Annotated in this window: 18 protein-coding genes; 5 read left to right on the plus strand and 13 right to left on the minus strand. The window is 39.9% G+C overall.

Annotated elements, in window-relative coordinates; genetic code table 11:
- Window positions 1-442: 442 nt before the first annotated feature.
- Window positions 443-1,792: an alpha-L-fucosidase gene (locus ISX59_RS12745; RefSeq protein ID WP_175636831.1), complete on the plus strand. Its 1,350-nt coding sequence runs from the start codon at window positions 443-445 to the stop codon at window positions 1,790-1,792.
- A gap of 14 nt (window positions 1,793-1,806) precedes the next feature.
- Entirely contained in the window at window positions 1,807-3,054 is a 1,248-nt protein-coding gene (locus ISX59_RS12750; protein ID WP_005810225.1) for a PNGase F N-terminal domain-containing protein, read from the plus strand.
- 401 nt (window positions 3,055-3,455) lie between these two features.
- On the opposite strand, the gene ISX59_RS12755 is transcribed toward ISX59_RS12750, so the two are convergent.
- From ISX59_RS12755 to ISX59_RS12805, 11 genes are all read right to left on the minus strand, one after another.
- Window positions 3,456-6,884 carry an AAA domain-containing protein gene (locus tag ISX59_RS12755; RefSeq protein ID WP_220575951.1) on the minus strand — a complete coding sequence of 1,143 codons (3,429 nt, stop codon included), beginning with the start codon at window positions 6,882-6,884 and terminating at the stop codon, window positions 3,456-3,458.
- Between the two features lie 42 nt (window positions 6,885-6,926).
- Window positions 6,927-7,541 (minus strand): hypothetical protein, encoded by a 615-nt coding sequence (locus ISX59_RS12760; RefSeq protein ID WP_022011954.1) that lies wholly within the window; start codon window positions 7,539-7,541, stop codon window positions 6,927-6,929.
- A gap of 4 nt (window positions 7,542-7,545) precedes the next feature.
- Window positions 7,546-8,784, minus strand: coding sequence for a 6-bladed beta-propeller (locus ISX59_RS12765; protein WP_052510096.1), 1,239 nt, complete (start codon window positions 8,782-8,784; stop codon window positions 7,546-7,548).
- An 11-nt stretch (window positions 8,785-8,795) separates the two neighbouring features.
- Window positions 8,796-9,971, minus strand: coding sequence for a 6-bladed beta-propeller (locus ISX59_RS12770; RefSeq protein WP_005818474.1), 1,176 nt, complete (start codon window positions 9,969-9,971; stop codon window positions 8,796-8,798).
- A gap of 98 nt (window positions 9,972-10,069) precedes the next feature.
- On the minus strand, window positions 10,070-10,384 hold the full coding sequence (locus ISX59_RS12775) for a hypothetical protein (RefSeq protein ID WP_044300040.1): 315 nt from the start codon (window positions 10,382-10,384) through the stop codon (window positions 10,070-10,072).
- 242 nt (window positions 10,385-10,626) lie between these two features.
- Window positions 10,627-11,103: a hypothetical protein gene (locus ISX59_RS12780; protein WP_005818479.1), complete on the minus strand. Its 477-nt coding sequence runs from the start codon at window positions 11,101-11,103 to the stop codon at window positions 10,627-10,629.
- A gap of 10 nt (window positions 11,104-11,113) precedes the next feature.
- The gene (locus ISX59_RS12785; RefSeq protein WP_220575952.1) at window positions 11,114-13,228 is read right to left on the minus strand and encodes a S8 family serine peptidase; all 2,115 of its coding nucleotides are present in this window, start codon (window positions 13,226-13,228) and stop codon (window positions 11,114-11,116) included.
- A gap of 342 nt (window positions 13,229-13,570) precedes the next feature.
- Window positions 13,571-14,365 carry a twin-arginine translocase subunit TatC gene (gene tatC, locus ISX59_RS12790; RefSeq protein ID WP_044300039.1) on the minus strand — a complete coding sequence of 265 codons (795 nt, stop codon included), beginning with the start codon at window positions 14,363-14,365 and terminating at the stop codon, window positions 13,571-13,573.
- A 113-nt stretch (window positions 14,366-14,478) separates the two neighbouring features.
- Window positions 14,479-14,706, minus strand: coding sequence for a twin-arginine translocase TatA/TatE family subunit (locus ISX59_RS12795; protein ID WP_005785095.1), 228 nt, complete (start codon window positions 14,704-14,706; stop codon window positions 14,479-14,481).
- A gap of 160 nt (window positions 14,707-14,866) precedes the next feature.
- On the minus strand, window positions 14,867-17,362 hold the full coding sequence (locus ISX59_RS12800) for a bifunctional UDP-N-acetylmuramoyl-tripeptide:D-alanyl-D-alanine ligase/alanine racemase (protein WP_220575953.1): 2,496 nt from the start codon (window positions 17,360-17,362) through the stop codon (window positions 14,867-14,869).
- Window positions 17,363-17,391: 29 nt separating this feature from the next.
- Window positions 17,392-18,378 (minus strand): GSCFA domain-containing protein, encoded by a 987-nt coding sequence (locus tag ISX59_RS12805; protein ID WP_044300038.1) that lies wholly within the window; start codon window positions 18,376-18,378, stop codon window positions 17,392-17,394.
- Window positions 18,379-18,779: 401 nt separating this feature from the next.
- On the opposite strand from ISX59_RS12805, the gene ISX59_RS12810 reads away from it, so the two are divergent.
- The 3 genes from ISX59_RS12810 (at window position 18,780) to ISX59_RS12820 (ending at window position 23,011) form a co-directional block, all read left to right on the plus strand.
- Window positions 18,780-19,145 (plus strand): BlaI/MecI/CopY family transcriptional regulator, encoded by a 366-nt coding sequence (locus tag ISX59_RS12810; RefSeq protein ID WP_005775621.1) that lies wholly within the window; start codon window positions 18,780-18,782, stop codon window positions 19,143-19,145.
- A 35-nt stretch (window positions 19,146-19,180) separates the two neighbouring features.
- Window positions 19,181-20,743, plus strand: coding sequence for a carboxypeptidase-like regulatory domain-containing protein (locus tag ISX59_RS12815; protein ID WP_220575954.1), 1,563 nt, complete (start codon window positions 19,181-19,183; stop codon window positions 20,741-20,743).
- Window positions 20,744-20,968: 225 nt separating this feature from the next.
- Entirely contained in the window at window positions 20,969-23,011 is a 2,043-nt protein-coding gene (locus ISX59_RS12820) for a sensor histidine kinase (RefSeq protein ID WP_220575955.1), read from the plus strand.
- Between the two features lie 91 nt (window positions 23,012-23,102).
- On the opposite strand, the gene ISX59_RS12825 is transcribed toward ISX59_RS12820, so the two are convergent.
- Together ISX59_RS12825 and ISX59_RS12830 are read right to left on the minus strand one after the other, a co-directional pair.
- Window positions 23,103-24,278, minus strand: a complete 1,176-nt coding sequence (locus ISX59_RS12825) for a 6-bladed beta-propeller (RefSeq protein WP_220575956.1) — start codon at window positions 24,276-24,278, stop codon at window positions 23,103-23,105.
- Complete coding sequence (locus ISX59_RS12830; protein ID WP_032540845.1) at window positions 24,241-24,567, minus strand: hypothetical protein; 327 nt, start codon at window positions 24,565-24,567, stop codon at window positions 24,241-24,243. Before ISX59_RS12830 ends, ISX59_RS12825 begins: the two co-directional genes overlap by 38 nt.
- Window positions 24,568-24,582: the final 15 nt, after the last annotated feature.

Genomic DNA, 24,582 nt, shown 5'->3' on the forward strand with positions numbered 1-24,582 from the left:
AAATTTTCCGGTTTTGTTTCGGAGCCAAAAATACGCATTATTTGATGTTATCCAATGATATTGGCTACTTATTTTCATACTTTCAGAGATTATTTTATGATATATTTATAAAAGGAAGAATAAATGCGTTATCGAACACAATAAATGTTGTTTTCGCACACGGTTTGTCTTACTAAAAAATAGGAACTACGTTTGAATTGAAAATAGACCGGACTTACTTTCTTGGGATGCGTTAGAGTACTTCCAATACGAAATAGACTTTAATGAAGCTTGAAATGTAAATAATATATGAAAACTTCAGGGTGCTGATTCCGGATTCGGTCCGGATTGTGGTATAGGCAGAGGATGTGCGGTTCAATTTTTATGTTTTTCCTTTTATTTTGTATTTCAAGATAGAAATTTTATCTTTGCCTTAATTGAGACAAAACATAATTAAAATAAAATGAAAAACAACCGATTGATCATTACCCTTATTGCCTTGTTTCTCTTAGGGTTTGGGCTGAACGCCCAAACGACTCCTACTGAGGAAACGGCTGCTCAGAAAGAGAAAAGAATGGAATGGTTCTCCCAGGCCAAGTTAGGAATCTTTATTCATTGGGGAATCTATGCTGTGAACGGAGTATCTGAGAGCTGGTCATTTTTCAACAATTACCTTCCTTATGAAGAGTACATGGCTCAGGAGAAAGGATTTACGGCATCGGCCTACAATCCTCAGGAATGGGTGAAACTGATTAAGGAAAGTGGCGCGCGTTACACCGTCATCACTACCAAGCATCATGATGGTGTAGCTCTTTGGGATACGAAGGTGGGTGACTTGAGTACCGTGAAAAGCACTCCTGCCGGGCGCGACCTGATTGCTCCTTTTGTGAAGGAGGTGCGCAAACAAGGATTAAAACTTGGATTTTACTATTCGTTGCTCGACTGGTCGCATCCCGATTATCCTAATAAAACCCGCACGGAAGTACGTTACAAAAACGATCCGGATCGTTGGGCTAAGTTTGTTAACTTCAATTTCGGACAGCTTTCTGAACTGAATAAAACCTGGAAGCCCGATCTTTATTGGTTCGATGGAGACTGGGAACAAACCGCTGAAGCCTGGGATTCGAAAGGGATCATCAATTTGCTGCGTTCCACTAATCCGAATGTTATAGTAAACTCCCGTATTCAGGGATATGGTGATTATGCCACACCCGAGCAAGGAGTTCCTGTGGTTCGCCCTGCAGATAAATATTGGGAACTTTGCATGACCATGAACGATTCGTGGGGCTATCAACATGCTGATACCAATTATAAAACTCCGTTCATGCTGCTGCGTACTTTTGTCGATTGCCTCAGCATGGGTGGTAATCTGCTTCTGGATATAGGACCGAAAGAAGATGGAACTATTCCTGCTGAACAGATTGCTGTTCTGAAAGAGTTCGGACGTTGGACGAAGAAGCATAAGGAAGCTATCTACGAGACGCGTGCCGGTATTCCATGTGAGCATTTTCAAGGGTATACCACACTGAATAAAGCAGGCGATATTCTTTACCTTTACTTACCTTATAAGCCAAACGGCCCGATTGAGGTGAAAGGGCTTGTCAATAAGGTGAACCGTGTATGGGTAGTGGGCAACGGAGCTATGTTGCCATACAAGGTTTATAACAAGAACTATTGGAGTGAGGTGCCGGGAAACCTCTATATCGATATTCCCGAACGTGTGCAGGATGAACAGATCACTGTGATTGCTGTGTTACTCGATGGTCCTATCAAGCTTTATCGTGGAGTGGGGCAAGTGATTGAAAGTAATTAAAAAAATAAACCTTTATGAATTTCAGATTAACTTCTTTATTCGTTTTTCTATTCCTTTCTGTTCAGCTTTGGGCGGGAGGACATAAGAACCTGCCTGCCAAAGGCGACCTTCACGTTCCAGTATTTGAAAATGTGAATGTACGTTTCTCTCCTGATACGTATCCTAATAATTATAACGGGGCGGATGAGTCAGGTGTATACCATCTGGTCAATGGGCGTATCATCCTGAAGAAGATAACTCTTCCTGCATACAAACGAAATGTGTCAGTGAACCTAAAGATTACCCTTGCTTCCAACGGTGATCGCTGGGATAAGTCGGGTTCTTGTTTTGTGTTGCCCAAGTCATCAGCTGTCAATCTGCTGACAATCGCTCGTGATGGTGCGAAGTTTCCTCCGGTAGATAGTTTGAAGCTGGAAAAAATGGTAGGTATCGTTTCCGGAAAAGACTATTTGCCTACAGTAGAGTTGATGCGTTTTATGACTCCATTCGGTGTGGGGTACTATAGTAATAACAATGATTCACTGAGCAGCAAACGCCGTCCGGTTTATATCCCCAAGTGGGAAAGTAATGTTACCTGGCAACAAGATATTACCGATCTTTATCCTTTGCTTGAAGGAGAGGCTTATGTCGGTATTTATATTGATACCTGGACTTCTGAAGGTTATTTGGTAAGTGCGGATATTGACGTGAAAGAAAGTCGCCTTACTTGTGACGCTCTTCCGAAACGCCATGTAGAACCGTTGATGAATACCGTTTATTATATGGGACAGAGCTATCCTGATATTTTTGCCCGTCGGGATGTATCTACTGATTTTACAGTTCCCAAAGGAGCAAAAAATATCCGTCTTAAATATATAGTGACCGGACATGGTGGCCATAGCGGTGGGGACGAATTTGTGCAAAAGCGTAACATTATTTCTGTTGATGGGAAAGAGGTGCTCAACTTTGTTCCTTGGCGTGATGATTGTGCTTCTTTCCGGCGTTTCAATCCGGCGACCGGTGTTTGGCTGATCAAACGTTTGGCATCTTATATCGGTGAAAAGGGGTATACAGAGAAAGAAGTGGAAGAGCCGCTGGCTTCTTCGGATCTTTCCCGTTCCAATTGGTGTCCCGGTTCGGACGTTGTGCCCGAAGAGGCAATTATTGGTACGCTTACTCCCGGCAAGCACACTTTTACGGTCAGTATTCCTGAGGCTCAGGTTGTAGATGGGAATAAACTGAACCATTGGCTGGTTTCAGCTTATCTGGTATGGGAGGAATGATTGCGTTAGGGTTCATCCCGTAAGTGTATAATTCTATACTGCTTTGAATTTGATTCACCACAGAGGACACGGAGGACACAGAGAATATTTTCTTTAATATACTAAGCAAGAAATTAAAACTCTGTGTCCTCCGTGTCCTCTGTGGTGATTTCTGTCGATAGGATATAAAAAAAGCCTCTTCTCACGAAGCGGCTTTTTGGGTTTACTTTCTTTTTATGCTTTAGCTCAAAAAGAAAGCAAACTTTAAGATGAAAAAAAGGGAAGTCTCACGACTTCCACAATTCTTCTAACCTTAAATCTAAATCTCTATGAAAAAAACGTAGTGCAAATATAGCGGTTTGCGATATACTGAGGTGTTAACGAAGTTCAGAAAGAAAGAATAAAAGCTAAGGACTGCAAAATTAAGATAATGCCTCTCGCTGTTTTATTAATTTTATCAAACTGTCATAAATTGGATTCTGTTCAAGCAGTCGGGGCACTCCTGTAATGAACATTTGCTTGCGTGCGCGGGTCAGCGCGACATTTAGTTTCCGGTCTATAAGGACTCCATTTTCTTCTGTCAGATTAGAGAGGAAGCGAAGTTGGTAGGGGTAGTTTACACAAAATGAATAGATGATGACATCTCGTTCGCTTCCCTGAAAACGTTCTACGGTATCTACCAGAATTGAGTTCAGTTCCGGGATTCCCAACATGGCAATTTCTTTTTTAATCAAAGCGATCTGGCTTCGGTAAGGGGTAATGATCCCTAAGGTGCGTGTACTTTCAAAAGTCCCGGCATATTGCCGGTAAATGTCTGCTGCAAGCCGGGCTGTGATACACGCTTCCGAGTGGTTGACTTTTGCCGAAGCTCCTTGTGGTTCTGCTTCTGAAGGAAGGAAGACTATTCTTGACATTCCTTCTATGGTTTCAACCTGATGGGGAAGTCCCACCGGGATCAACCGCCCTTCGTAAAAAGCACGGTTGGCAAAAAGGGCCACTTCGGGGTGCATCCGTCCCTGCTTGCAAAGCATATCGAAGGAGCGATGTCCTTTGGGTGATGAAGAGGAAACAGAAGGGAGAAGATCGGTTGATGATGTACGTGCGGTACGGTAGAGGCGCTCAAAGAGAGAATCTTTGAGGTTTTTCAGTCCGATGGCACGTAGCTCCTCATCATAAATCTCCGATTGTCCGGTGTTTTGCAATACGACAGCAGGTAGCTGCTTATGGTCACCGATCAGAATAAATTTGCCAATGGCATTTTCTCCATCTTCACTGCGGGCACAGAGGATGCCCAACAGTTGAGGCTCCAGAATTTGAGTGGCTTCATCCACGATGGCTACATCGAACTTTTTCAGGCGAAAGAGTTCGGGCTTACCGGAAATGGAGGCCACTGTCCCTACAAAGATACGGCAGTGACTGATGCGCTCGGTTACTTCGGACCGGCGGAAGCAGTGTGATAGTTCATTTTCAATCAAGTGGTCGCGATAGGCTTCATCACATGAAAGTTCGCTGCCCACACGGATAAAATCGACTTTCGGGTGGATAGACGAAAGGGCTTTGCAGATTTCATCTACAGCCCGGTTAGTATATGAAAGGAGAAGTATTTGCGCCTGTTCTTCCCTATGAAAGGTTTCTACCATTTTCTTCAGGGCACACGAAGTTTTGCCGGTTCCCGGAGGACCTACCAGTAAGAAATAGTCTTTGGCAGCCTGTGCTTTCAGAGCCACCCGGGAGAAGTCATCGGTGGCGGAAAGAATGTGTCCGTCCAGTCCGGAGTCAAACTCGGGCGGACGTTGTCCCAACAATAGATCACGCCGTTCCTTTGTTGCTGAAGCAAAAGCTGACAGTCCCTGATACATGCTTCGGAAAGTGGTATCCATGGTATCGTGTTCGATTGCGTAAAGGCTGTCCGGAGGAAGTACGGAACTGTTTCGCTGAGTGGAGCGCAGGCGGATACCTATCTCTTCTTCTGTGATGAATTCGATATTGCCTTTGAATACCATTTTGTTAGTAGCGTTATCCTCATCTCTGTTACGCTCGTAGAGAACAATGGCATCTCCCTGGCGGAAATTAGGCAGGGCTTGTGGCTCGTTTTTTTCCGGAGATGTTTTCGTTTCTTCAGACGAAGGTTCGCTCTTCTTTTGTGAAAGAAGAATATGTGCTTTATGTTTGTCCGCTGCATGGTTTTCTTTGATGTGCAGGTCATAAAGAATTTCTCCGGCTTCGCATTTCTCTGCCAAAGTGGAGAGCCACAAGGCAGCTGCACCGGTGCGGCCTTCATAATCGACATCTCCGGATTTGGAAGTGTATAACTCCTTGGTTATGAAATTATAGAGTACGAAGAAGTACGACCGTTCCAACGAGGTGAGTGAACCCAGTTTCTGCGATAGGTTGTCGATGGAAGGGCGGAGATATTGTTCCCAGAAACGGCCGGATAATCCTCGTTCATTAAGTACGTCGGACTGTATGGCCTGGAGTTTTAAAGCAGTATATTCCACGCTGTTTCGTAGCTGGATTCCGTATTCATCGGATACGATCCGGTTGCGCAGATTGATGACGCGGCGTACCATTGCCCACGACGGACGTGCCGGATAGAGTAAGGGATAGCGTGTATAGAGTAGGTAAGCCTTTACCCGGTGATGATCCATCCCCATCGAATATTGCAGCACTGCCTGGTAAAGCAGCATCTGTACTTTATTGTTTTCTTTCGGTTCTACTTTGTTGCGGATAGAGTATTCGTCTGCTTTTCCGGATTTCATTTCGATGAAGGACGACATGTCCCGTTGCATATAATCCAGTCGTCCTTGCAGACCGAGTGCTTCACAGATGTAAGAAGGTTCAAGCACAGCGTCTCTCTTGTCCAATTCGTAACCCGGAGCATGGAAAGTGTCGTTTACCACTTCCCGGATATGTTCGAAGTGTAGTTTGCAATCGTCAAAAAACTGACGCTCTTTCTCCTTATCGCGTAAGTCGGCACAGGCTGCCAGCTCAATCGGGTAACGGCGGAAAGCTTTCTGCATACATTCTCTATAATCCGGTTCCTCTTCAGCATGAATCCATTCGTCAAGAAAAAGGTTGGCAATGTTTCCCAGAAGTAGCGGACGGGCGTTCTCAATGGGCTGGAGGCGTGCCAATACATAGTTGGCAGGATGATGTCCGTAATCGCGGAAGCATTCGGCTAACGAACTGATATCGATCAGATAGTCCGGTTCAAGTACAATGAACGAAGGGGTCAGAATGCCGGCTTCGTCAATAGCTACGTCGAGCAGATTGAGTTGGGCATGGTGCCATAGAATTTCACAAGTCTGCGCAAATTCCTCGTTGATTTGAGGAACGTTATAGCGTACCCGGAGAAACTCATCGGCAAGCGCATCGACCGGAATAACATAAAGATACTGTTCGTCTGCGTATTGATAGCATACACGCATTCGTTTTACCTGTTTCTTAGCCGGAGGAGCCACGATATAAGTTGCATCGGTACGAGGCAGTAGGCGATAGAGCGTACCGGGAATCTCAATTTCATAAAGTTTGCGTATAAAGAAAGCAAGTGTCTTGATATCTCGCAGCAGTTTTTCGCGTACCGGTTCTTCCTTGCGGTTAAGAATGGCATTCGAGGTCAGCCGGAAAGTGTGCAGCCGGTTTTGTTCGACAACCGTCAGGCCGGCTCGTGCGGATACGAAACTGATGCGTGCTGAGAGGTCAGTCATCTGAAGGCTTTCATCCTGCATTTGCGCCCGGCACAATCGTTCAAGCAGGTCACGTAACTGTTTGTAAGCCATTGCCAGATTGTCGTTTGTGGTCTGGCAAGCTGCAAGCAGGATCTCAAAAGATTCGTTCACTTCATTTTCCATACAGCAAAAATAGACAAATAGAGTGAGAATCCTATGAATCTCTTAGAAATATCGTTGAATGATGTGGTGGTAATAACGTTCTGAATAAATAGGAACTTCCTTGATGGGAATAAACAAATGTTCAATTTTCATTTTTTTATCCATCAAACATACATAGGGGATATTCTCGTCTTGCAGGATGTTATCGGCATGGGCATTCTCACTTAAAAAATAAATGGGTAAAGTGATATTGTGTGCTTTCGTAAAAGCAGAAAATCCTCTTTTATTATCATATTCAGCAATGATGATAATTCTGTCTTTAGGTATTCTTTCGGCGATTTCTATAATGTTTTTTAGTTCAAATTCAACGCAAGAGGAGCAATGTAAATATGAAAACCTGAAAATAATTTTATAATGATCATCTAGTAGATTAGATAGTTTTAAAGTAGATCCAGTGATATTTGTCAGTAGAAAGTCATTTAATTGGTATCCATTGTTAGCATATTGCATTTGCATATTATTTAAAAGCAAATCTTTGTCCATAGCTAAACTTCCTATTTGATTCTCTTTTGTGCTTACCAACTTTCGTAAGTGATTGTTTTTCTGGAAAAGTGAAAATTCACTAATACATAATAGAATTAATAAGACGATAATGCAAATACTACTTATTCTTTTCATGGTCTTAAATTTTTTTCATTTTTATAGCAACGATTACAGGGTTATCTTCTAAAGTCAGTTTTTCTAACTTTGTTTTTTCAGATGCGGGAATTAATTCTGTGTGACCTATAATTGAAGAAGGCTCCATTATACTGTAAAGAGTATTTTTATGGACTGCATAAGGTAAGAAACGAGCGAGACCATCCATGTCATTTTCTATAGGACTCTTTTGGTATGCAGAAGCTTCAATATAAGTTTGAGATTCCGGATAATAAAATCCGAAGAATGCATGAAACCCAATTCTATAGAAGAAATAGGAAAAATAACTGCCTTCATAGTAGGCTGTCAATACAGGAAATTGTGCTCCATCTCCCAACATATTCATAGCCTCATCAACAGATACATTTTCAGATTTTAGTTTTTTTATGTATTCTCTTTGAGCTTTTTGATAATTCTCGCCATAATTCATAACGAATTTTCTCTTTAAATGAAAGGAATCTAAAATTTGATAGATTGTATCATTTAATGGAATAATTAAATTTTTGTTGTTTGTTAGATTATTGGGCAATCCCCAAATTCCTGAGGTTGATAATTCTGAACTGAAAAATAGATCTGATTTGCTGTCCTTGTTTTGGGTATTGAGGAATAGTAGGTTGGGATATTGGTCCTTTTCCAAAAACAGATGGTTGTGTTTATAATCACCATAAAAAGCTATTTCTGAATCGTTAATAACAGCAAATGTCTCAGCTGAATATTTGGATGTTATTGTCTTAATATATTCCCCATTTGAATTATATATTAGTAGTTTATTGACATCTCCGTCCCAAATATACATTTTCCCATTATGAATATTTATGTCGGTTATTGATATATATTCTTTATCAGAGGAACCTCTATTTCCTATCTTTCTGACAAACTTACCTTTTTGATCGAAACAATATGTGGCAGCAGTAATGTTTTTATCTAAAACGTAAATTTTTTTGTCTGTTACTATAAGTTTATCAATGTTTCCTATTAGAAATTCATCCTTAGTTTCTAAAGGAATATAATATATTGAGTCAACGAGTGAGAATAATTTTATATTAGATTCTTTTTTTACCGGAGCATTTATTATAATAAGGTTTTGATTGTCTATAGGGATAGGCTGTGAGCATCCCCATAAGTAAATAAGCAATAGTATGACGAGAAATATATTTTTCACCTGTAAAATGAATCTAAAATAAAAATATGGATTTTTATGTGAGGCTGTAAGAACATAGTCCATCTTTTGCAGTTCTATTGTTTTTTCATTTTCATTGCAACAATGATCGGATTATCCTCTGATTTTAGCTTATTCACTTTTGCTTTTTGAGATGCTGGGATCCATTCTGCATGTTCAAGAATTGCTGAAGGTTCCATTACACAATAAAGGAAATCTTTATGAACAGCATATGGTAAAAAACGGGCAAGACCATCTATATCGTTTTCTATGGGATTCTTTTTATTGGCAGAAGCTTCAACGTATATTTGAGATTGTGGATAATAAAAACCAAAATAAATATGGTACCCCATCTGGTAAAAAAAGTAAGAGAAGTTGTTTCCTTCGAAAAAAACATTAAAGATGGGGAATTGAGCGCTTTCACCAGCCATTGCCATTGCATCATCTACTGTAACTTTTTCTGTTTTCAATCTTTTTATATAATTTTCTTGTGCTTTTTTGAATTCATGGCGATAGTTTATGACGTATTTTCTTTCTACTTCTGATGGTAAAATTTGATATATCGTATCATTTAAAGGCATGATCAAGTATTTATTGTTGGAGATATTATTAGGTAAACGAGTGATGCCGGAAGTTGATAGTGATTCTTCATAGAATAAATCAGTATCTATCTTTCTATTGTCTAAATCGAGAGTTAATAAGTTCGGATATCTTCCTTTATCCTCAAATTTATAATTATGTTTGTAGTCACCATAAAAAGCAACTTGAGAATCATTCAAGATAGCTATTGATTCTGCTGCATAATCCGATGATATGGAACGTATAAAATCACCATTGGATTTATAAATTAATAATTTTCTTGAACTACCATCCCAAATATAAATTTTCTCATTATAAATATTTACGTCTGTAATAGAAACATATTCTTTATCGGAAGCGCCCCGATTTCCTATTTTTCTGATGAATTTTCCTTTTTTGTTAAAGCAATAAATAGAAAAACTAATATCTTTATCTATAATATAGAAAGAATCATCAGTGACTATTAGTTTATCGACGTTTCCAATAAGATATTCATTATCAGTTGCTAATGGCACGTAATCTATTGAATCTATAATTGTTGATAATTTAATTATATTATCTTCTTGATGCAAGGGTACATTTATTTCAATTATATCTTTAGGCCTTGTCTCGGAAGAGGGGGAACATCCTATGAATAAAACGGATAGCCACAGGATAAAAGATAAATGTTTCATTGTTATTGGCGTTTGGTATATTAAATTTTAGATAAAATAAAAAAACTTGGATTCACTTCAAAAATAGTGTTTTTAATGAATCCAAGTTTTTTAGAATTTTATAATTTGATGATTCCCCCACAGTCAGTTCCTTTACTCGGATCGCAGCAAACGCTTGGATCATCTTTACACTTTTTGTGGGTACCTCCATTCCAACAGTTAGCAGATTGTAGAGATTGATTTTTTATAAAGGTCGGGTTACCTGCACAGCCATATTCTTCTGGAGCGGCTTCACCTCCATCAGCAAATGCGGATAATTCAAAAAAATCATTGAGTCTTGTTTGGGATTCTGTTACTTTTTGATTGGATTGTTGTACGAAATAAACGTTTATGCTTATTAGCATAATGACGAATGGAATGATGATTTTTTTCATGATTTTGAGTTTTTAATTTTGATGTTGCAATTATAAAAAAAATGATTCATTTATTCAAAATTAAATAATATTATTGTGTTTTCTTAACTTATCTGTTCTTGTTTACTATACTCTTTTCATAAAATAGATAGAGAAAAATGATACTGAACAGGAAAAACCACGATATAGGTTGTATTGGTAGGAAGGAGTAAACTCTGTGTTTATCGATGGTGAAGGAGGGCAAATCGGACGATAAAGTCCGATTATTCCTTTTTAGCGTGTGGTTTAAAATGTATTTTAATATCTTTTGTATCGACATTCGGCTGATTTAAAACGATGATATAAGCCTTTGCGTCGAATGCCATAGACATTAATTCCTCTCGTAGCACATCTATTGATAAAGTAAACTTGCTTTTTCCTTTATATACGTATACATTGCATTTGTCCATTAATGTATTTGTATAGACTTCTGCAACTAACAAAGTCTGTTTACTCCAATCTATCAAGGGCAAATCATTTGAATATTTGGAATATTCCACTTGAAAACTTTTCAGGTCAGAAAAAGAAGAAACCAAAACCGTTTCATCCTTTTTTGAGTCGGAATGGCAAGCTACTTCCTTGATCTCAACATTATTTTCAAGAATACCATCTATTTCATCGTATTCTTCGCCATTATTGCAAGAAGTTGCAATTAATGCCATGAATAGTATCATGGTTAAATAAAGAAATTTACGTTTCATATCGTTATTTTTAGAGGTTAATTTTATTGGTACTGATCGTGTCTTTCCTTGAGAAGGTGTATAAAGAGGGCGTATTGTCTATTTGAAATTGATATTCATCAGATCCATACGAGTTATTTGCTTTAACCTTTAAAGTATGCACACCTGAAGAGAAGAATGTCACCGACTTATATAAATTAGGATGATCCATAAAACTGGCGTCACCCGCATAAGGAAAATCAATGAAATTTCCGTCACCACTCCAAGTGATAATAGAGTTAGGATCAGAACAAGATACTTTTAAATCATACCTGTTGTTAGCGGACGGATCATAGTCAATTCTCTGTACGCCGGTTATTTGAGGCTCATTGAAGATTGTGATAGGTAAAGTAATATTCACGCTTTGCCCTAGATAAGTGATTTTTGCTTTTACTTCATCAGTTGTCATTCTTGTATCAAAATTGAAATAATATTCTATAGTATCATTTTTATGGTGTATCATTCTTGATATATTTTTACCGGTACTCCACGTCACTTCTGCTCCTTTAGGCGCATAGTCAATATAAAATTTAGCGGTTGCGTGGACATAAGGACCTCCTATAATTGAATATTGTTTTGCGGCTACTTTAACTGCTTTTGTCGCATTTACAATGCCATTTCCCGAATTCTTATTCCAACCACTGCCATAGTATGTCACTAGTGTACAGGTCTCTTTCATGATAGTAGATACTTGTTCTTGACTTAAATTGGGATTAACGGATAGCATTAGGGCTGCAATTCCGGCAACATGTGGTGTCGCAAAAGAAGTGCCACTATCTGTGAAGGTACCTCCGGTAGCGTCAATTGATAAAATTTCCTCTCCTGGAGCTAATACGTCTAATTCGTTACCGCGTCCGGAGAAAGATGTCTCTCTTCCACTGCTATTAGATGCGCCAACAACTAATATATCAGGATTACAATTTCCCGGATATGTTATAACTTTGTCATTTCCTGCGGCAAAGCAAACAATGCAACCTTTTCCATTTCGTCCTTTAATTAAAGCATTGTTGATAGCACTTTCTAAAACAGCACTGTGTTGATTAGTATTGCTTCCCCAAGAATTATTAATAACATCAGCTCCATTTTGCCAAGCTTTATTTATTGCATTTGCATGCAATTCCAATGATGTAGCGCCGGTATTAGAGGTGCTGGAGCGTTTGATATTCATCAATTTTATATTTGGTGCTATTCCTGCTATCATATTATTATCATGATTTGCAGCGATTATACCTGCAATCATGGTAGCATGATTTTGATATACAGAGGGTGCAACGCTTGTCCCAGTACTGCAATCATAAGAATATGAATGCATCTTTCCATTTAATTCACTATGTTGAGTATAAATTCCCTGATCAATGACTGCTACTGTAATTGAAGATTCTCCTTTTGTTATGTCCCAAGCTCCTGTTGGATGAATTCCCCATCTGCCATTAAGTCCCCATTGCTGGCTATACATTGCGTCAGAAGGAATATAACTTGACTTAAAATCAAAATCAAAACCGGGATCAACATCTGCCAATAGCCCTGTTTCATATAAATAATTAGAAGCATCTAAGGAATTCATTTTCGAATATTTGTTGCAGGACACTCTGATCCATGAATTATCAGTTTCTACTTTTCCTTCTATAACACATCTTATTTCAGCTATCTTATCTTTTAATAAAGTTATATCAGTCGCTTCTTTTAATTTGATATAAAAAATATTGGAATTAGGTAATAATATAGAGTCTCCTATAACACTTTCTATTGCAATTATATTTGAGTCATTAATTAATGGCGTAGTTGGGTCCGAAGATGAGAATCTTCCAGTCGCTTCAGTTTCTACAATGTATCCGATATTTCCATTTGCAAATACTCTTACTGTATTATCGGCGTTACATTGAGATGCGTGAATATTTTGTTTAGCTATAATGTAACGTTTGCTAGGATTAATCGAAATATACTGTTTTGTTCCTTTATAATAATAATAATTTTCAGTTGTTTGAGCTTTTATAGCTCTAGTCGCAACGTTATTTTCATTATTTAAATTATCAATGTACATTTCATTATTGCATGATAATAAAATTAAAACAAATGCAAAGTAAAAATAAAATGTTCTGGTTTTCATGATTTTGATTTTTAGACTAATGCAATTATAATAAAAATAATTAAATTAATTAATTTTTGTTTATTTAATTATTTTTTATTAATCTATACGGTTTTGTTTATTTGAATATCGTTAATCATTAGAATACTCTTTAAAAAAATAGACGAGATGTAATGTGTATTGAGTTAGAATTAACAGACTATATTGTTACTAGGGGAATTATGGTTATGTAAGCAACATTTTTCTTTGGTATATTTCTATTTTTAATGGAAATTGCAACGATAACCGATTATTCTTCGTTTTTTATTTAGAATAAGTTACATTGAAATCATATTAGGAAAAGCCGGAGTAGGCAAACAGGATCTAAGAGCGGTCTTTGTCTTTAATCATCAATATGCTCATTTCATAAAGCAGATAGAGGGGAATAGCTACGATGCTGAGTGTGAAAGGGTCTCCTGTTGGGGTAATGACAGCGGCAGCAATGACAATCAGGACAATGGCATGTCTCCGGTACTTTCGTAGGAATGATTTATTGACTAATCCAAGCAAGGACAGCAGCCAGGTTACCAAAGGCAGTTCGAAAGCCAGTCCCATGCAAAGCACTAGCATCATAAAATTATCGATATAAGAATTCAGGGAGATCTGATTTTCTATTTCCGCGCTGAGTTGATAGGTAGAAAGAAAACGAAGGGTAAGCGGATAAACCATAAAATACCCCAAAAGGACTCCGATAAAGAACATGACCGTGCCAATGGTCAGTGCTTTGCGGACTCCTTTCCGTTCATTAGGGTAAAGAGCCGGGCGGATGAAACGCCATATCTCGAAAAACAAATAAGGTGTGGCAGTGACTACGGACATCCAAAAAGCTGTGGACATATGGATAAAGAAAGGTGCCGCCAGATTGATATTTACCAGCTTGACTTTAAACTCCTGGGTAAAGAAGTCATCGGTAAGGTCGAATGCCTGCCCGATATCCCGCAGGAGGTGGTAAAAAATGAAATCGTTGTGGCAGGGGGCCAGAATGACGTGGTCGAACAGATAGGGCATAGCGATGAAATAGGCTACAGCCAAAACAAACCATATACTTATAATTCGGAACAACACCCGGCGCAGTTCATCCAGGTGATCCCAAAAAGTCAGTTCTTTAATTTCTGCCATTGTACGAGAAAGGCGGTTGAAGTTTACTTTCAATCTGTCTTTAATACCGTGAAAAGAGAAGCAGTATCTTGTGTCCTATGGGTAGATGCAAGAAACGGAAACCAAACAGGATATCAATTATCTTTCTTTTCTTTGTTTTCCGGTTCGTCGATTTCTTCTTTTGCCTTGTTTATTTCCTCTTTTGCCTCGTTCACCCCTTCTTTAAAGCTTTTCACTCCTTTGCCGAGCCCGCGCATAAGTTCGGGAATCTTTTTGCCACCAAAAAGCAAAAGTATAACCAACAGGATGATAATCCATTCGGAACCACTGGGCATGAATCCTAATAAAAAAAGGTTTGTCATAACGGTATTGTATTAGTTCGTGTGCAAAGATAGACTATTTTGAATGAAAAAAGAAAGGCGGAATCATAAAAGCGAAAACCGGGCTCATAAAAACGAAAAGTGAAAAGCAGAAGGAGGTTGATGTCCGTTGCTTTTCACTTTCCGACTTAATCTTTTGGAACTAATCCTGATAATATACCCTCTTTACCCGGGTTGAGATACCTGTCAGTACCTCGTAAGGAATGGTGTCAAGGGTATCCGAAAGAACGGTAATGGGCAACTCGTCACCGAAAATCACGGCTTGGTCACCTTCTCTGCAATCGATATCCGTCACATCTATCATACATACATCCATGCAAATATTACCCACATATGGAGCTTTTTTACCATTGACGAGGCAATAACCGTGCCCGCATCCCAGATGGCGGTTCAGACCGTCAGCATATCCGATGGGGATTGCAGCGATGCGCGAAGGACGAACCAAATGTCCTTTGCGACTATATCCTACCGTATCTTCCTCCGCTACATCACGTATCTGGAGAATGGTTGTTTTCAGTGTACTTACGTTGTTGATGACTGAATTGTCAATGGGGCTGATACCATACAATCCGATGCCCAGCCGCACCATGTCAAATTGTGCTCCGGGAAAACGTTCGATACCGGCCGTATTGCAGATATGGCGCAGTATCTTATGTGGAAATGCTTCTTGCAGCTCAGTCGAAATATGTTCGTATCGTTCGATTTGCTGACGGGTGAATGCGTCGAATTGGGGCGAATCGCTTCCCACGAAATGTGAGAAGACCGAACGGGGTATCACGGCATTCTGATTCTTCAGCCGGCGAATCAGTTGCGGGATATCTTTTTCTTCGAATCCGAGCCGGTGCATGCCCGTATCCAGTTTTACGTGGATCGGGAAGTTGGTGATGCCTTCTTTTTCTGCAGCTTTAATCAGTGCGTCGAGCAGGTGGAAGTTATATACTTCCGGTTCCAGTTTATAGTCGAACATGGTTTTGAACGCTGTCAGTTCCGGGTCCATGATAATGATGGAAGCTGTGATACCGGCTTTGCGGAGATCGGAACCTTCGTCGGCTACTGCTACTGCCAGATAGTCGGCGTGATGTTCCTGAAGGGTTTTGGCTATTTCGTATGAACCGGCTCCATATGCCGATGCTTTCACCATGCATACCATTTTGGTTTCCGGTTTGAGCATCGAACGATAATGATTCAGATTGGCTACCATTGCACCCAGATTGACTTCCAGGATGGTTTCGTGCACTTTCAGTTCCAGTTCCTCCGATACGAGGTCGAAACTGAAGTTGCGGGAACCCTTTATCAGGATGATTTCATTTTTGAGCTTCTTTATGACATCTGATGCTAAAAGTGCCTTTGTGTCGGGAAAGAAATATTTCTCTATATCAAACTTCGATGCACACGAGGAGATTTCAGCTCCTACGCCGATAATCTTCTCGATGCCCCGGCTATGAACCAGTTGTGCTACTTTGCGATAGAGCGTTGTGGTGCTTTGCCCGGTCTCCAGAATGTCTGAGAGAATTAGAGTACGTTTCAAACCTTTTGATTGTGAACGGCGGTAAAGGAAGTCGAGAGCAATATCCAGTGAAGCAAGATCTGAGTTGTAGCTGTCATTGATCAGGATGCAGTTGTTCTTGCCGTCTTTTACTTCCAGGCGCATGGCTACGGGTTCAAGACGTGCCATACGTTCGGTGATTTGGTCGGCGGGTACCATCAGGTACAGGCATGCGGCCAGACAATTCAGGGAGTTCTCTATGGAAGCATCATCGATAAAGGGGATGCAGAATGTATTGTCCATCTCCAGATAGCGATAGGAGATGACGGTATGGTCTTCTCTCTTCTCCACCCTGCTGATGTAGAGCGGACGCTCGATGTCCTTCATGCTCCATGCGATTTCACGGGCGGTCAGCATCGACTTTCCGACACAATTGCTTATCATTTCGTTGTCACCATTGTAAATGACGACGTCGCAGTCTTTAAACAAACTCAGTTTCTCCATGCACTTCTCCTGCAATGAAAAGAAATTTTCCTGGTGTGCCCCGCCAATGTTAGTCAGGATACCGATAGTCGGTTTGATCATATTCTGTAATGGACGCATTTCTCCCATTTCCGAAATACCGGCTTCAAAGATACCTAATTCGGACTCTTCGTTCATCTGCCAGACGGACAGCGGTACGCCGATCTGTGAATTGTAGCTGCGTGGCGAACGTACGATTACCCGGTCGGGACTGAGCAGTTGGTGCAGCCATTCTTTGACGATGGTTTTTCCATTGCTGCCCGTGATGCCGATTACAGGTATCTGGAAAGAGCCGCGATGTTGTTCGGACAGTTTCTGAAGTGCCTTTAAAGTATTGGAGACAATAAGGAAATTGCATTCCTGAGCCATTGTCACTTTCAGCTGTTCACTATCCATGGTGAGCCCCTTGAAATCCTCGCTTGTTACTACAAAGTTGCGGACTCCCCGTTCATAGAGATCAGGGATATAGCGTGCGCCGTTATTCCTTTTGGTAGGAATGGCAAAAAAGAGGGTCTCTTCCGGAAAGCATAACGAACGGCTGTCTGTCAGTAGCCAGTCGATGGTAGCAGGCTTGTTTCCCAGACGCCGTGCACCTATTTTTTCAACGATTGATTCAATTGTATATGACATAATAATAAAGCATTGGCATATTTGCACATTTATCGAAGCGCCAGTCGGCACATGTTTGTTTCTTTTTCGAAATCTAAGTACGGGTATTTTCCGTTAAGTCGTTCTATTTTTAACACAATTTGTCCTAAAAATCTTTTATACTCTTCTGACTCGGGATGGAAAGGTTTATGTGCAATGGCTTTCCGTATGGTTGCGCACTCCTTAATCAGTGCTTGCGTTTCGGGATGGAAAAATGTTTCCGAGAAGCGTTCCCAGAGGTAATTGACGGCTAATGACGACGGATGTACCATGTCATCTGCGTAGAAACGGTAATCCCGGAGCTCGTCCAATATTATTTCGTAAGAAGGGAAGTAAAAAGTGGCTTGTGGGTAACGTTGCATCAGCCGGTCGATGGCAAGGAGCAATACACTTTTGCTGAGTTGATTGGCGTGCATTCCGTCGCGTACGTGACGGATGGGACTGACTGTGAACAATATTTTGATCTTTGGATTCAGTGAAATCAGTTCGTCCAGTAACTGGATATAGTCTTCTGTTATCTCATCGGTCTCCAGACGACGGCGTACGAAATCCTTTTCAGGCAATTTGTGACAATTGGCTACTACCTTCCCCGTCTTTTTTTGTTCATATACGTATGCGGTGCCGAAGGTCAGCATGAGCCAGTCAAGTTGTTTCAGTTCTTTGTGTGCTTGCTCCAGGCGGACCCGTATGTTCCGTACAACTTCTTCCGGAGTGGCTGCGGAGAAAGAGCCGTGATGCATTGGACTGTGCCAGTACTCACGATACGAGAAAAGGTCGGATTCTTCATACAGTCTTTTACGAATGATTTCACGCAAGGCCATTGAGATGGACAATGGGTTGTATAGGATACCGAAAGGATTGATATCTACTTGGAACTTATTTTCAGCAAGTAAGGTTCCGATGTTTTCTGCAAAACAGGAACCCATTATCAGCAGTCGCTGTGCATGGTTAATGGGGATGAATCCAGATGGAATTTCTACCGGAGTATTCAGGTTCATAATCAAGTAATTCTATAATAGAGGTACAAAGGTACATGATAATTTCGGTTCATCCGGCAAATGTGTGGTTTTTCTCATGCATTGCCAAAATCTGGTTTATCCGAAGAACGCGTTGTCTTGACGCTAACTCCAAGTGTGGACATCCGTAACCTTGAATGCCGGTTCCGTTTACCAGCCGGGGTAAATGGCTTTACATGCTGAGGTAAATGCTTTTACATGCCCGGGTAAATGGCTTTACATCGGGAGCGAAATTCAGGTAAATATAATCTTTTGATTATCAATTCCATTTAAATGCTGGTTCAGTTACGCATTTATCGGGTAACCCTTTAGTTTTAATTAACTGCTAAAATTAGTTTTTGAACTAAATCTTTTCGTTATTTGCATGCAAAAGAAGAAAAGTTATGAAAGGATTAACAGCAAAAGAAGAGGAAATTATGGGATTTTTCTGGGAGAAAGGTCCTTTGTTTGTGAAAGAAATGTTAGCATTCTATGATGAGCCGAAGCCACATTTTAATACATTGTCTACTATTGTGCGTGGACTGGAAGAGAAAGGTTTTCTGGCACACCATACTTATGGCAATACTTACCAGTATTATGCGGTTGTCAGTGAGTCCGACTTCAGTAAACGTACGTTGAAGAGTGTGATTAGTAAATATTTCAATAATTCATATCTCAGTGCCGTTTCGTCACTGGTGAAGGAAGAAGATATTTCACTCGATGATCTCAAAAAACTGATTCAGGAGGTGGAGCAGGGAAATGATGAGTAAAATGAAGTTGGAACCGTATCTTAAATAATGAATATATGGGAGTCTTTTTTGTCTATATACTGAAGTCATCTGCTTGTTTGGCGGGTTTTTATCTGTTTTATCGTTTACTGCTGAGTAAGGAAACGTTTCACCGGTTTAACCGAATTGCTCTGTTGGCTCTTTTGTTGCTGTCACTGCTGCTGCCTCTGATTCAGCTGACTACTACCCAACAGACGGAAATGCATCAGACAATGCTTACTATCGAACAGTTATTGATGATGGCAGATATGCCGGCATCTGAGGTGACACAGGCAGAAGGGGCATCTGTATCGGGTATTCAGATCATTTTGATAATCTATTTATCAGGTATTCTTTTTTTTGTGTGCCGTCATCTTTATTCCCTGATCCGTTTGCTGGCATTATTGAGGTCGGGCAAGAGAGAAAGGATGGGAAATGGAATAACTTTAGTGGTTCATCAGTGCAAAATTTCTCCTTTTAGCTGGATGAAATACATTGTTATTTCTAAGAAAGATTTAGAAGAAGACGGTAGAGAAATACTAATCCATGAAACGGCTCATATCTGTAACCGGCATTCTGTCGATTTGCTGATTGCGGACATTTGTATTTTCTTTCAATGGTTTAATCCGGCTTCCTGGCTGTTGAAGCAGGAACTGCAGAATATACATGAATACGAGGCTGATGAAACGGTGATAAGGGAGGGTGTCAATGCTAAGCAATATCAGTTATTACTGATAAAGAAAGCTGTTGGCACAAGGCTCTACTCTATGGCCAACAGCTTTAATCACAGTAAACTTAAAAAACGTATCACTATGATGTTAAAAGAAAAATCAAATCCCTGGGCACGATTGAAGTATTTGTATGTACTTCCTTTGGCCGCCATTGCTGTGACTGCATTTGCACGTCCGGAAATCTCCGGTAAGATGGAAGAGATTTCTGCCGTCAAAGTTAATGATTTAAAGCAAATAGTGGAGAAAAAAGTACCGGAAAAAACGATCGAGGTAGCAGTGGACACGGTGAAAAAGAATGCTCTGGAGAAGGTGGTCATTGAAGTGTCACAGTTGGATACAGTATCAATTTCAAGTAAAGTTACTATCTCGGATGGATTGAAAAGAAATGGATTGTCTCCGTTTGCAACCCGACGGGTCGATTTTCAGCCTCAACCGTTGATAATGGTGGATGGAAAAGAGATAACCGGCGAACAAATGGAGGCGATCAATCCGGATATGATTGAGTCCATCAGTGTGCTGAAAGATAAAGAGTCGGTAAGGATCTATGGAGATAAAGCCGAACATGGTGTTATTTTGATTACGTTGAAAGGAGAAAATGCGAATGATTTAAATAAACTTTCTTTTTCTACCATGAACTCGGATGAACTGGTAAAAGTAACAGGAACGGTCAAGGATCATTTGAATAACCCGATAGTGGGGGCATCTGTATCTATTTCAGGTACTACTTTGGGAACCGTTTCTGACGCTTACGGACATTTTGTTATTTCGGCTCCCAGAAGTGCGATGCTTCACATTTCGTGCTTGGGTATGAAACCGGTTAGAACAGCTGTGTCATCGGAAGTAAATGTGATATTGAATCCGGAAGACTGAAATCATTGTTATTGGTATAATTCCAACTAAACAGATATGCCGATGGGGACTGCAAAGAGATATGTGCAGGCTCCATCGGCATATCTGTTTATTGAAATTATGTTTGATTTTAATTTGCTCCAACTATATTATTTGTACTTTTGTGACTAACACAAGGCTTAACCTTCGGTTGGCAGAGTGACAAAAGAAAATGTCAGAGGATTACACTTTAACTATTATTTATTTATGAAGAAACTACTATCTGTTTTCTTATTTTTATTTTGCTACGTTGTAGCCGTCAATGCACAAGACGATACTGTACAGTATGATTCAATTATGAATCTGATGAAAGATAAAACGATTCCTTTGATGGAACGTTATTATATGACCGGAGATATCGCATATCTTTCGCGGGAACATCAGATTGCCGTACTGAAGCAATTGATTCCCGAAGCCAAAGAGGTGGAAGATAAAGCGGTTGTTACCCGCCTTTATTCAATTGTTGCGATGTTTGAGAATCAGCTCGGAGACATGGCTGAAGCTAAAAACTATCTGGATAGTGCTTTTATGAACAAAGGGAAGTTTGAAAACAATAATATTGCCGGTATGATGCATTATATTGCCGGTATCTATTATTCTGATAAAAATCAAATGGAGAAAGCGCATGAAAATTATTATCAGGCTGCTGATTATTTTAATCGTAATGCGGTGAAGCCGGCAATTCTGACGGAAATATATTATGATCTTTCTATTATTTATTCCATGTGGCAAGATGATGAGGGGTTGAATGATCTGTCCGAAGCGATGAAAGATCTGCCGGTGGATTTCCCTTTTCAGCAGATATTGAAATTGACCATAAAAGCAAAGTATTTTTATGCTTTATATCAAAATGAACATCGGATGAATCTGTTGGATTCTGTGACAAAATACAATCAGGAAGCTTTTGAGGTATACACATCAACCGAGAATCCATATGACGTGGGCTACGTTATATCCGATAATTATTTGCATCAGGCAGTTGTCTATAGTGAGGCCGGTAAGATAAAGGAAGCGGAACAATGTTTTGAAACGGGTAAAAAACTGATGAATCCTAAAAAGATCGATGCAAACGTGTCACTTAGCTATGTTTCGGGGGTGATTGCCTATTATCAGGCGGATTATGAATTGGCCGAGCAACATCTACAGGATGGATTGCATGAACTGAAAAAAATGAATGAAGAGCAGGAGGTGGATTATTATCATTCTTTGATTGATTTCTATACCTTATTGGCCAAAGTGTACGAAAAACAGGAACTTTATAATAAAGCTCTGGAGGCTGCCCGCAATTCATTGAAGTATGAAACCCGGTTGTTTGATAAAAATAGTAGTAAGACTATTCAGAAGTTACGGGCACAATATAGTCTGGACGAAAAAGAGAGGGTGGTGAAGCAACTTACGGCCATCAATGAAAAGAATAAGTGGATTAATATTCTTTCTGTTACCTTGATTGTATTGGCGCTGATTACGATTGTTCTGTTGCTGATACGTTATCGTTCCCGTCAGCGTATTCATGAGGGGATGTTGCAGATTGCCAAGCTGAAACAACAGGAAACGGAATTGACGGTTGAATTGCAGAAGGCAAAACTGGAAGAGAGAGAACGCGAATTTCAAGCCTTGGTGCATGAGGTACAACAGCGTAAAGTGCAGTATTATCTTGAGGGCCTGGAGGTAGAGCGAAACCGTCTGGCTAAAGAACTCCATGATAATGTTTCGAACGAGTTGCTGGCCATTAAAATGAAAATTGCTGACGGGACGAGTAGTCGGGAAGAGGTTTTGGATACATTACAAGCTTTGCAAACCGAAGTGCGGGGAATTTCACATGATTTGATGCCACCTGTCTTTAAATATGCTTCCCTGTCTGAGATTCTTCAGGATTATGTCTATCAGCGTAATCAATCGGGACAGACCGAACTGACTTTGGTGCTTGAACCGGAGGAGGGATTCGATCATTTATCGCAGAAAGTAGCATTGGAGATTTATCGAATTGTACAGGAAGCTACAGGCAATGCATTGAAACATGCGCAGGCCACTCATATTAAGATTATTCTTGTTCGGGAGGGAAACAGGATAAAGCTGACAATAGCTGACAATGGCAAAGGCTTTGAACAACAAACCGGAAAGTCGGGAATTGGTCTGGTTATCATAAAGGAACGTGTGGAAAATCTGAAAGGAGTTCTGACTCTAAGTTCTGTTCCGGGCAAAGGAACGGATGTGATCGTAGAGATTGATTTAGACGGTCTGGAGAAATAAAAGAAAGATAGAATTTTTGCTGCCACCGACTGAGAGTGTGGTGAATAAAAGTTTCGACACACCCTCAATCGGTGGGGTTTGGGGATGCGGTTTATTTTACCTGATAGCTAAAAATCACCGGATTAGAGTCACTATCCAATGATTCTGTCAATTTATATAGTTTATCGGACATTTTGTTTTTGAAAGACGGATGATTGTCAACTATAGCTTTGAGGCTGAACAGGGTCGTGGGAGAAACCGTAAAGAATACTCGGTTATTGGCTCCTTCTACCGGTATATATTGGTGCAAGTCTGCTTGGTATTCCGTATTGTATATCTTGTTGTATTTCAATAACTTGTTTTGATTTTTATCAAATACATATATACCGAATAGATTCGTATTGAATAATAAGTATTGGGGGGCGTCTGTCACGTTAGTCATTAAATATACATATCGGTCCCATGTGAACTTATTAAGTTCGCGGCAGGTGTATTCTTTGTCTTTGGCTGCTTCCGGAAAGCTTTCATTCATAAAATTGAAGGAGTAGTAAGGACTTATTTTCCCGTCTTCCAGTTGATAGATCGTATCATCGAACTTTCTGGTAAATACAACAGGAGCTGTTCCGCCCAGTTGATGTCCTCCGATAAAACAATAAGGAGCTATTTCTCGGAGTGGTTTTAATAATTCAGTCTTTTGATCGTTCGGGGCTATTACTGTGATGGATGATGTGGATAACTGATTATTAATAAGTGTGGCATTTTCTAAGTATATCATTCCGTTATCAATAGCTATTGAATGATAGTGTCCTGGTAGTTTTGTAGTTCTGATGAAGTTCCCTTGCAAGTCATAATATATCAGTGAGGTCGGGTCGGCTAAGAATACTAAATTTTCATTTTGCCTGTCTATGGCTATATCCAGTATGCTTCCATATTCTCCTTTACCTGCTCCTACACGGTGTATGGTAAATAGATGTTTGCCTTTGTCATTGAAAGCCAACACTTGCTTCATGGATTTATCTAAAATATAATAGGTGTTTTTCCACTCTATTACCCGATTAATGCGTTTTATCAATGCATTGTCTTTTGTTTCCAGGCAGAAGACCTGCGGATTTTGTAGAAAAAGAGTGTCATTCACTGATTTTTCTACTGTTTCTAACTTTGCAATCGAGCTTGTTATTTCATTCTGGGTCATACATCCACAGAACATTGTCATCAATAGGAAGCCAGAGAAAAATATCTTTTTTTTCATATTAAAGAGGTCTTTGACTAATGTCTGCACTAAAATCATATTCGCATGCGATTATACCGCTGCCATAACAACTTGTTTCCGTATAAACAAAAACTGTTTCTATAATTTTTGTTCCATCTGGAGCTACTTGGTAGGTTGGTTGACTTTGGGTGGTATCTGTTATTTTTTCTGCTGCACCATTATTATAATCAAATTCAGTTTGTGCCAGTGCCTCAATATTGGCTAAAATTATATCCTGCTTTTGGTTTTTAAGATTAAACTCAATTATAGTGATTGCGCACAAAGCAGTAGCTGTGATACCGGTTAAGAAAAATAGTCGTTTTTGCATAGTGTTAACTTTAAA

Origin of the sequence: Bacteroides sp. FSHCM14E1 (assembly GCF_019633785.1) — a bacterium.
GTDB lineage: Bacteria > Bacteroidota > Bacteroidia > Bacteroidales > Bacteroidaceae > Bacteroides > Bacteroides hominis.

Bases quoted from the DNA above. Each gene is read 5' to 3' on its own strand.
- ISX59_RS12745 (WP_175636831.1), top strand. From the start codon at position 443: ATGAAAAACAACCGATTGATCATTACCCTTATTGCCTTGTTTCTCTTA.
- ISX59_RS12750 (WP_005810225.1), top strand. From the start codon at position 1,807: ATGAATTTCAGATTAACTTCTTTATTCGTTTTTCTATTCCTTTCTGTT.
- ISX59_RS12755 (WP_220575951.1), bottom strand. From the start codon at position 6,884: ATGGAAAATGAAGTGAACGAATCTTTTGAGATCCTGCTTGCAGCTTGC.
- ISX59_RS12760 (WP_022011954.1), bottom strand. From the start codon at position 7,541: ATGAAAAGAATAAGTAGTATTTGCATTATCGTCTTATTAATTCTATTA.
- ISX59_RS12765 (WP_052510096.1), bottom strand. From the start codon at position 8,784: ATGGACTATGTTCTTACAGCCTCACATAAAAATCCATATTTTTATTTT.
- ISX59_RS12770 (WP_005818474.1), bottom strand. From the start codon at position 9,971: ATGAAACATTTATCTTTTATCCTGTGGCTATCCGTTTTATTCATAGGA.
- ISX59_RS12775 (WP_044300040.1), bottom strand. From the start codon at position 10,384: ATGAAAAAAATCATCATTCCATTCGTCATTATGCTAATAAGCATAAAC.
- ISX59_RS12780 (WP_005818479.1), bottom strand. From the start codon at position 11,103: ATGAAACGTAAATTTCTTTATTTAACCATGATACTATTCATGGCATTA.
- ISX59_RS12785 (WP_220575952.1), bottom strand. From the start codon at position 13,228: ATGAAAACCAGAACATTTTATTTTTACTTTGCATTTGTTTTAATTTTA.
- tatC (WP_044300039.1), bottom strand. From the start codon at position 14,365: ATGGCAGAAATTAAAGAACTGACTTTTTGGGATCACCTGGATGAACTG.
- ISX59_RS12795 (WP_005785095.1), bottom strand. From the start codon at position 14,706: ATGACAAACCTTTTTTTATTAGGATTCATGCCCAGTGGTTCCGAATGG.
- ISX59_RS12800 (WP_220575953.1), bottom strand. From the start codon at position 17,362: ATGTCATATACAATTGAATCAATCGTTGAAAAAATAGGTGCACGGCGT.
- ISX59_RS12805 (WP_044300038.1), bottom strand. From the start codon at position 18,378: ATGAACCTGAATACTCCGGTAGAAATTCCATCTGGATTCATCCCCATT.
- ISX59_RS12810 (WP_005775621.1), top strand. From the start codon at position 18,780: ATGAAAGGATTAACAGCAAAAGAAGAGGAAATTATGGGATTTTTCTGG.
- ISX59_RS12815 (WP_220575954.1), top strand. From the start codon at position 19,181: ATGGGAGTCTTTTTTGTCTATATACTGAAGTCATCTGCTTGTTTGGCG.
- ISX59_RS12820 (WP_220575955.1), top strand. From the start codon at position 20,969: ATGAAGAAACTACTATCTGTTTTCTTATTTTTATTTTGCTACGTTGTA.
- ISX59_RS12825 (WP_220575956.1), bottom strand. From the start codon at position 24,278: ATGATTTTAGTGCAGACATTAGTCAAAGACCTCTTTAATATGAAAAAA.
- ISX59_RS12830 (WP_032540845.1), bottom strand. From the start codon at position 24,567: ATGCAAAAACGACTATTTTTCTTAACCGGTATCACAGCTACTGCTTTG.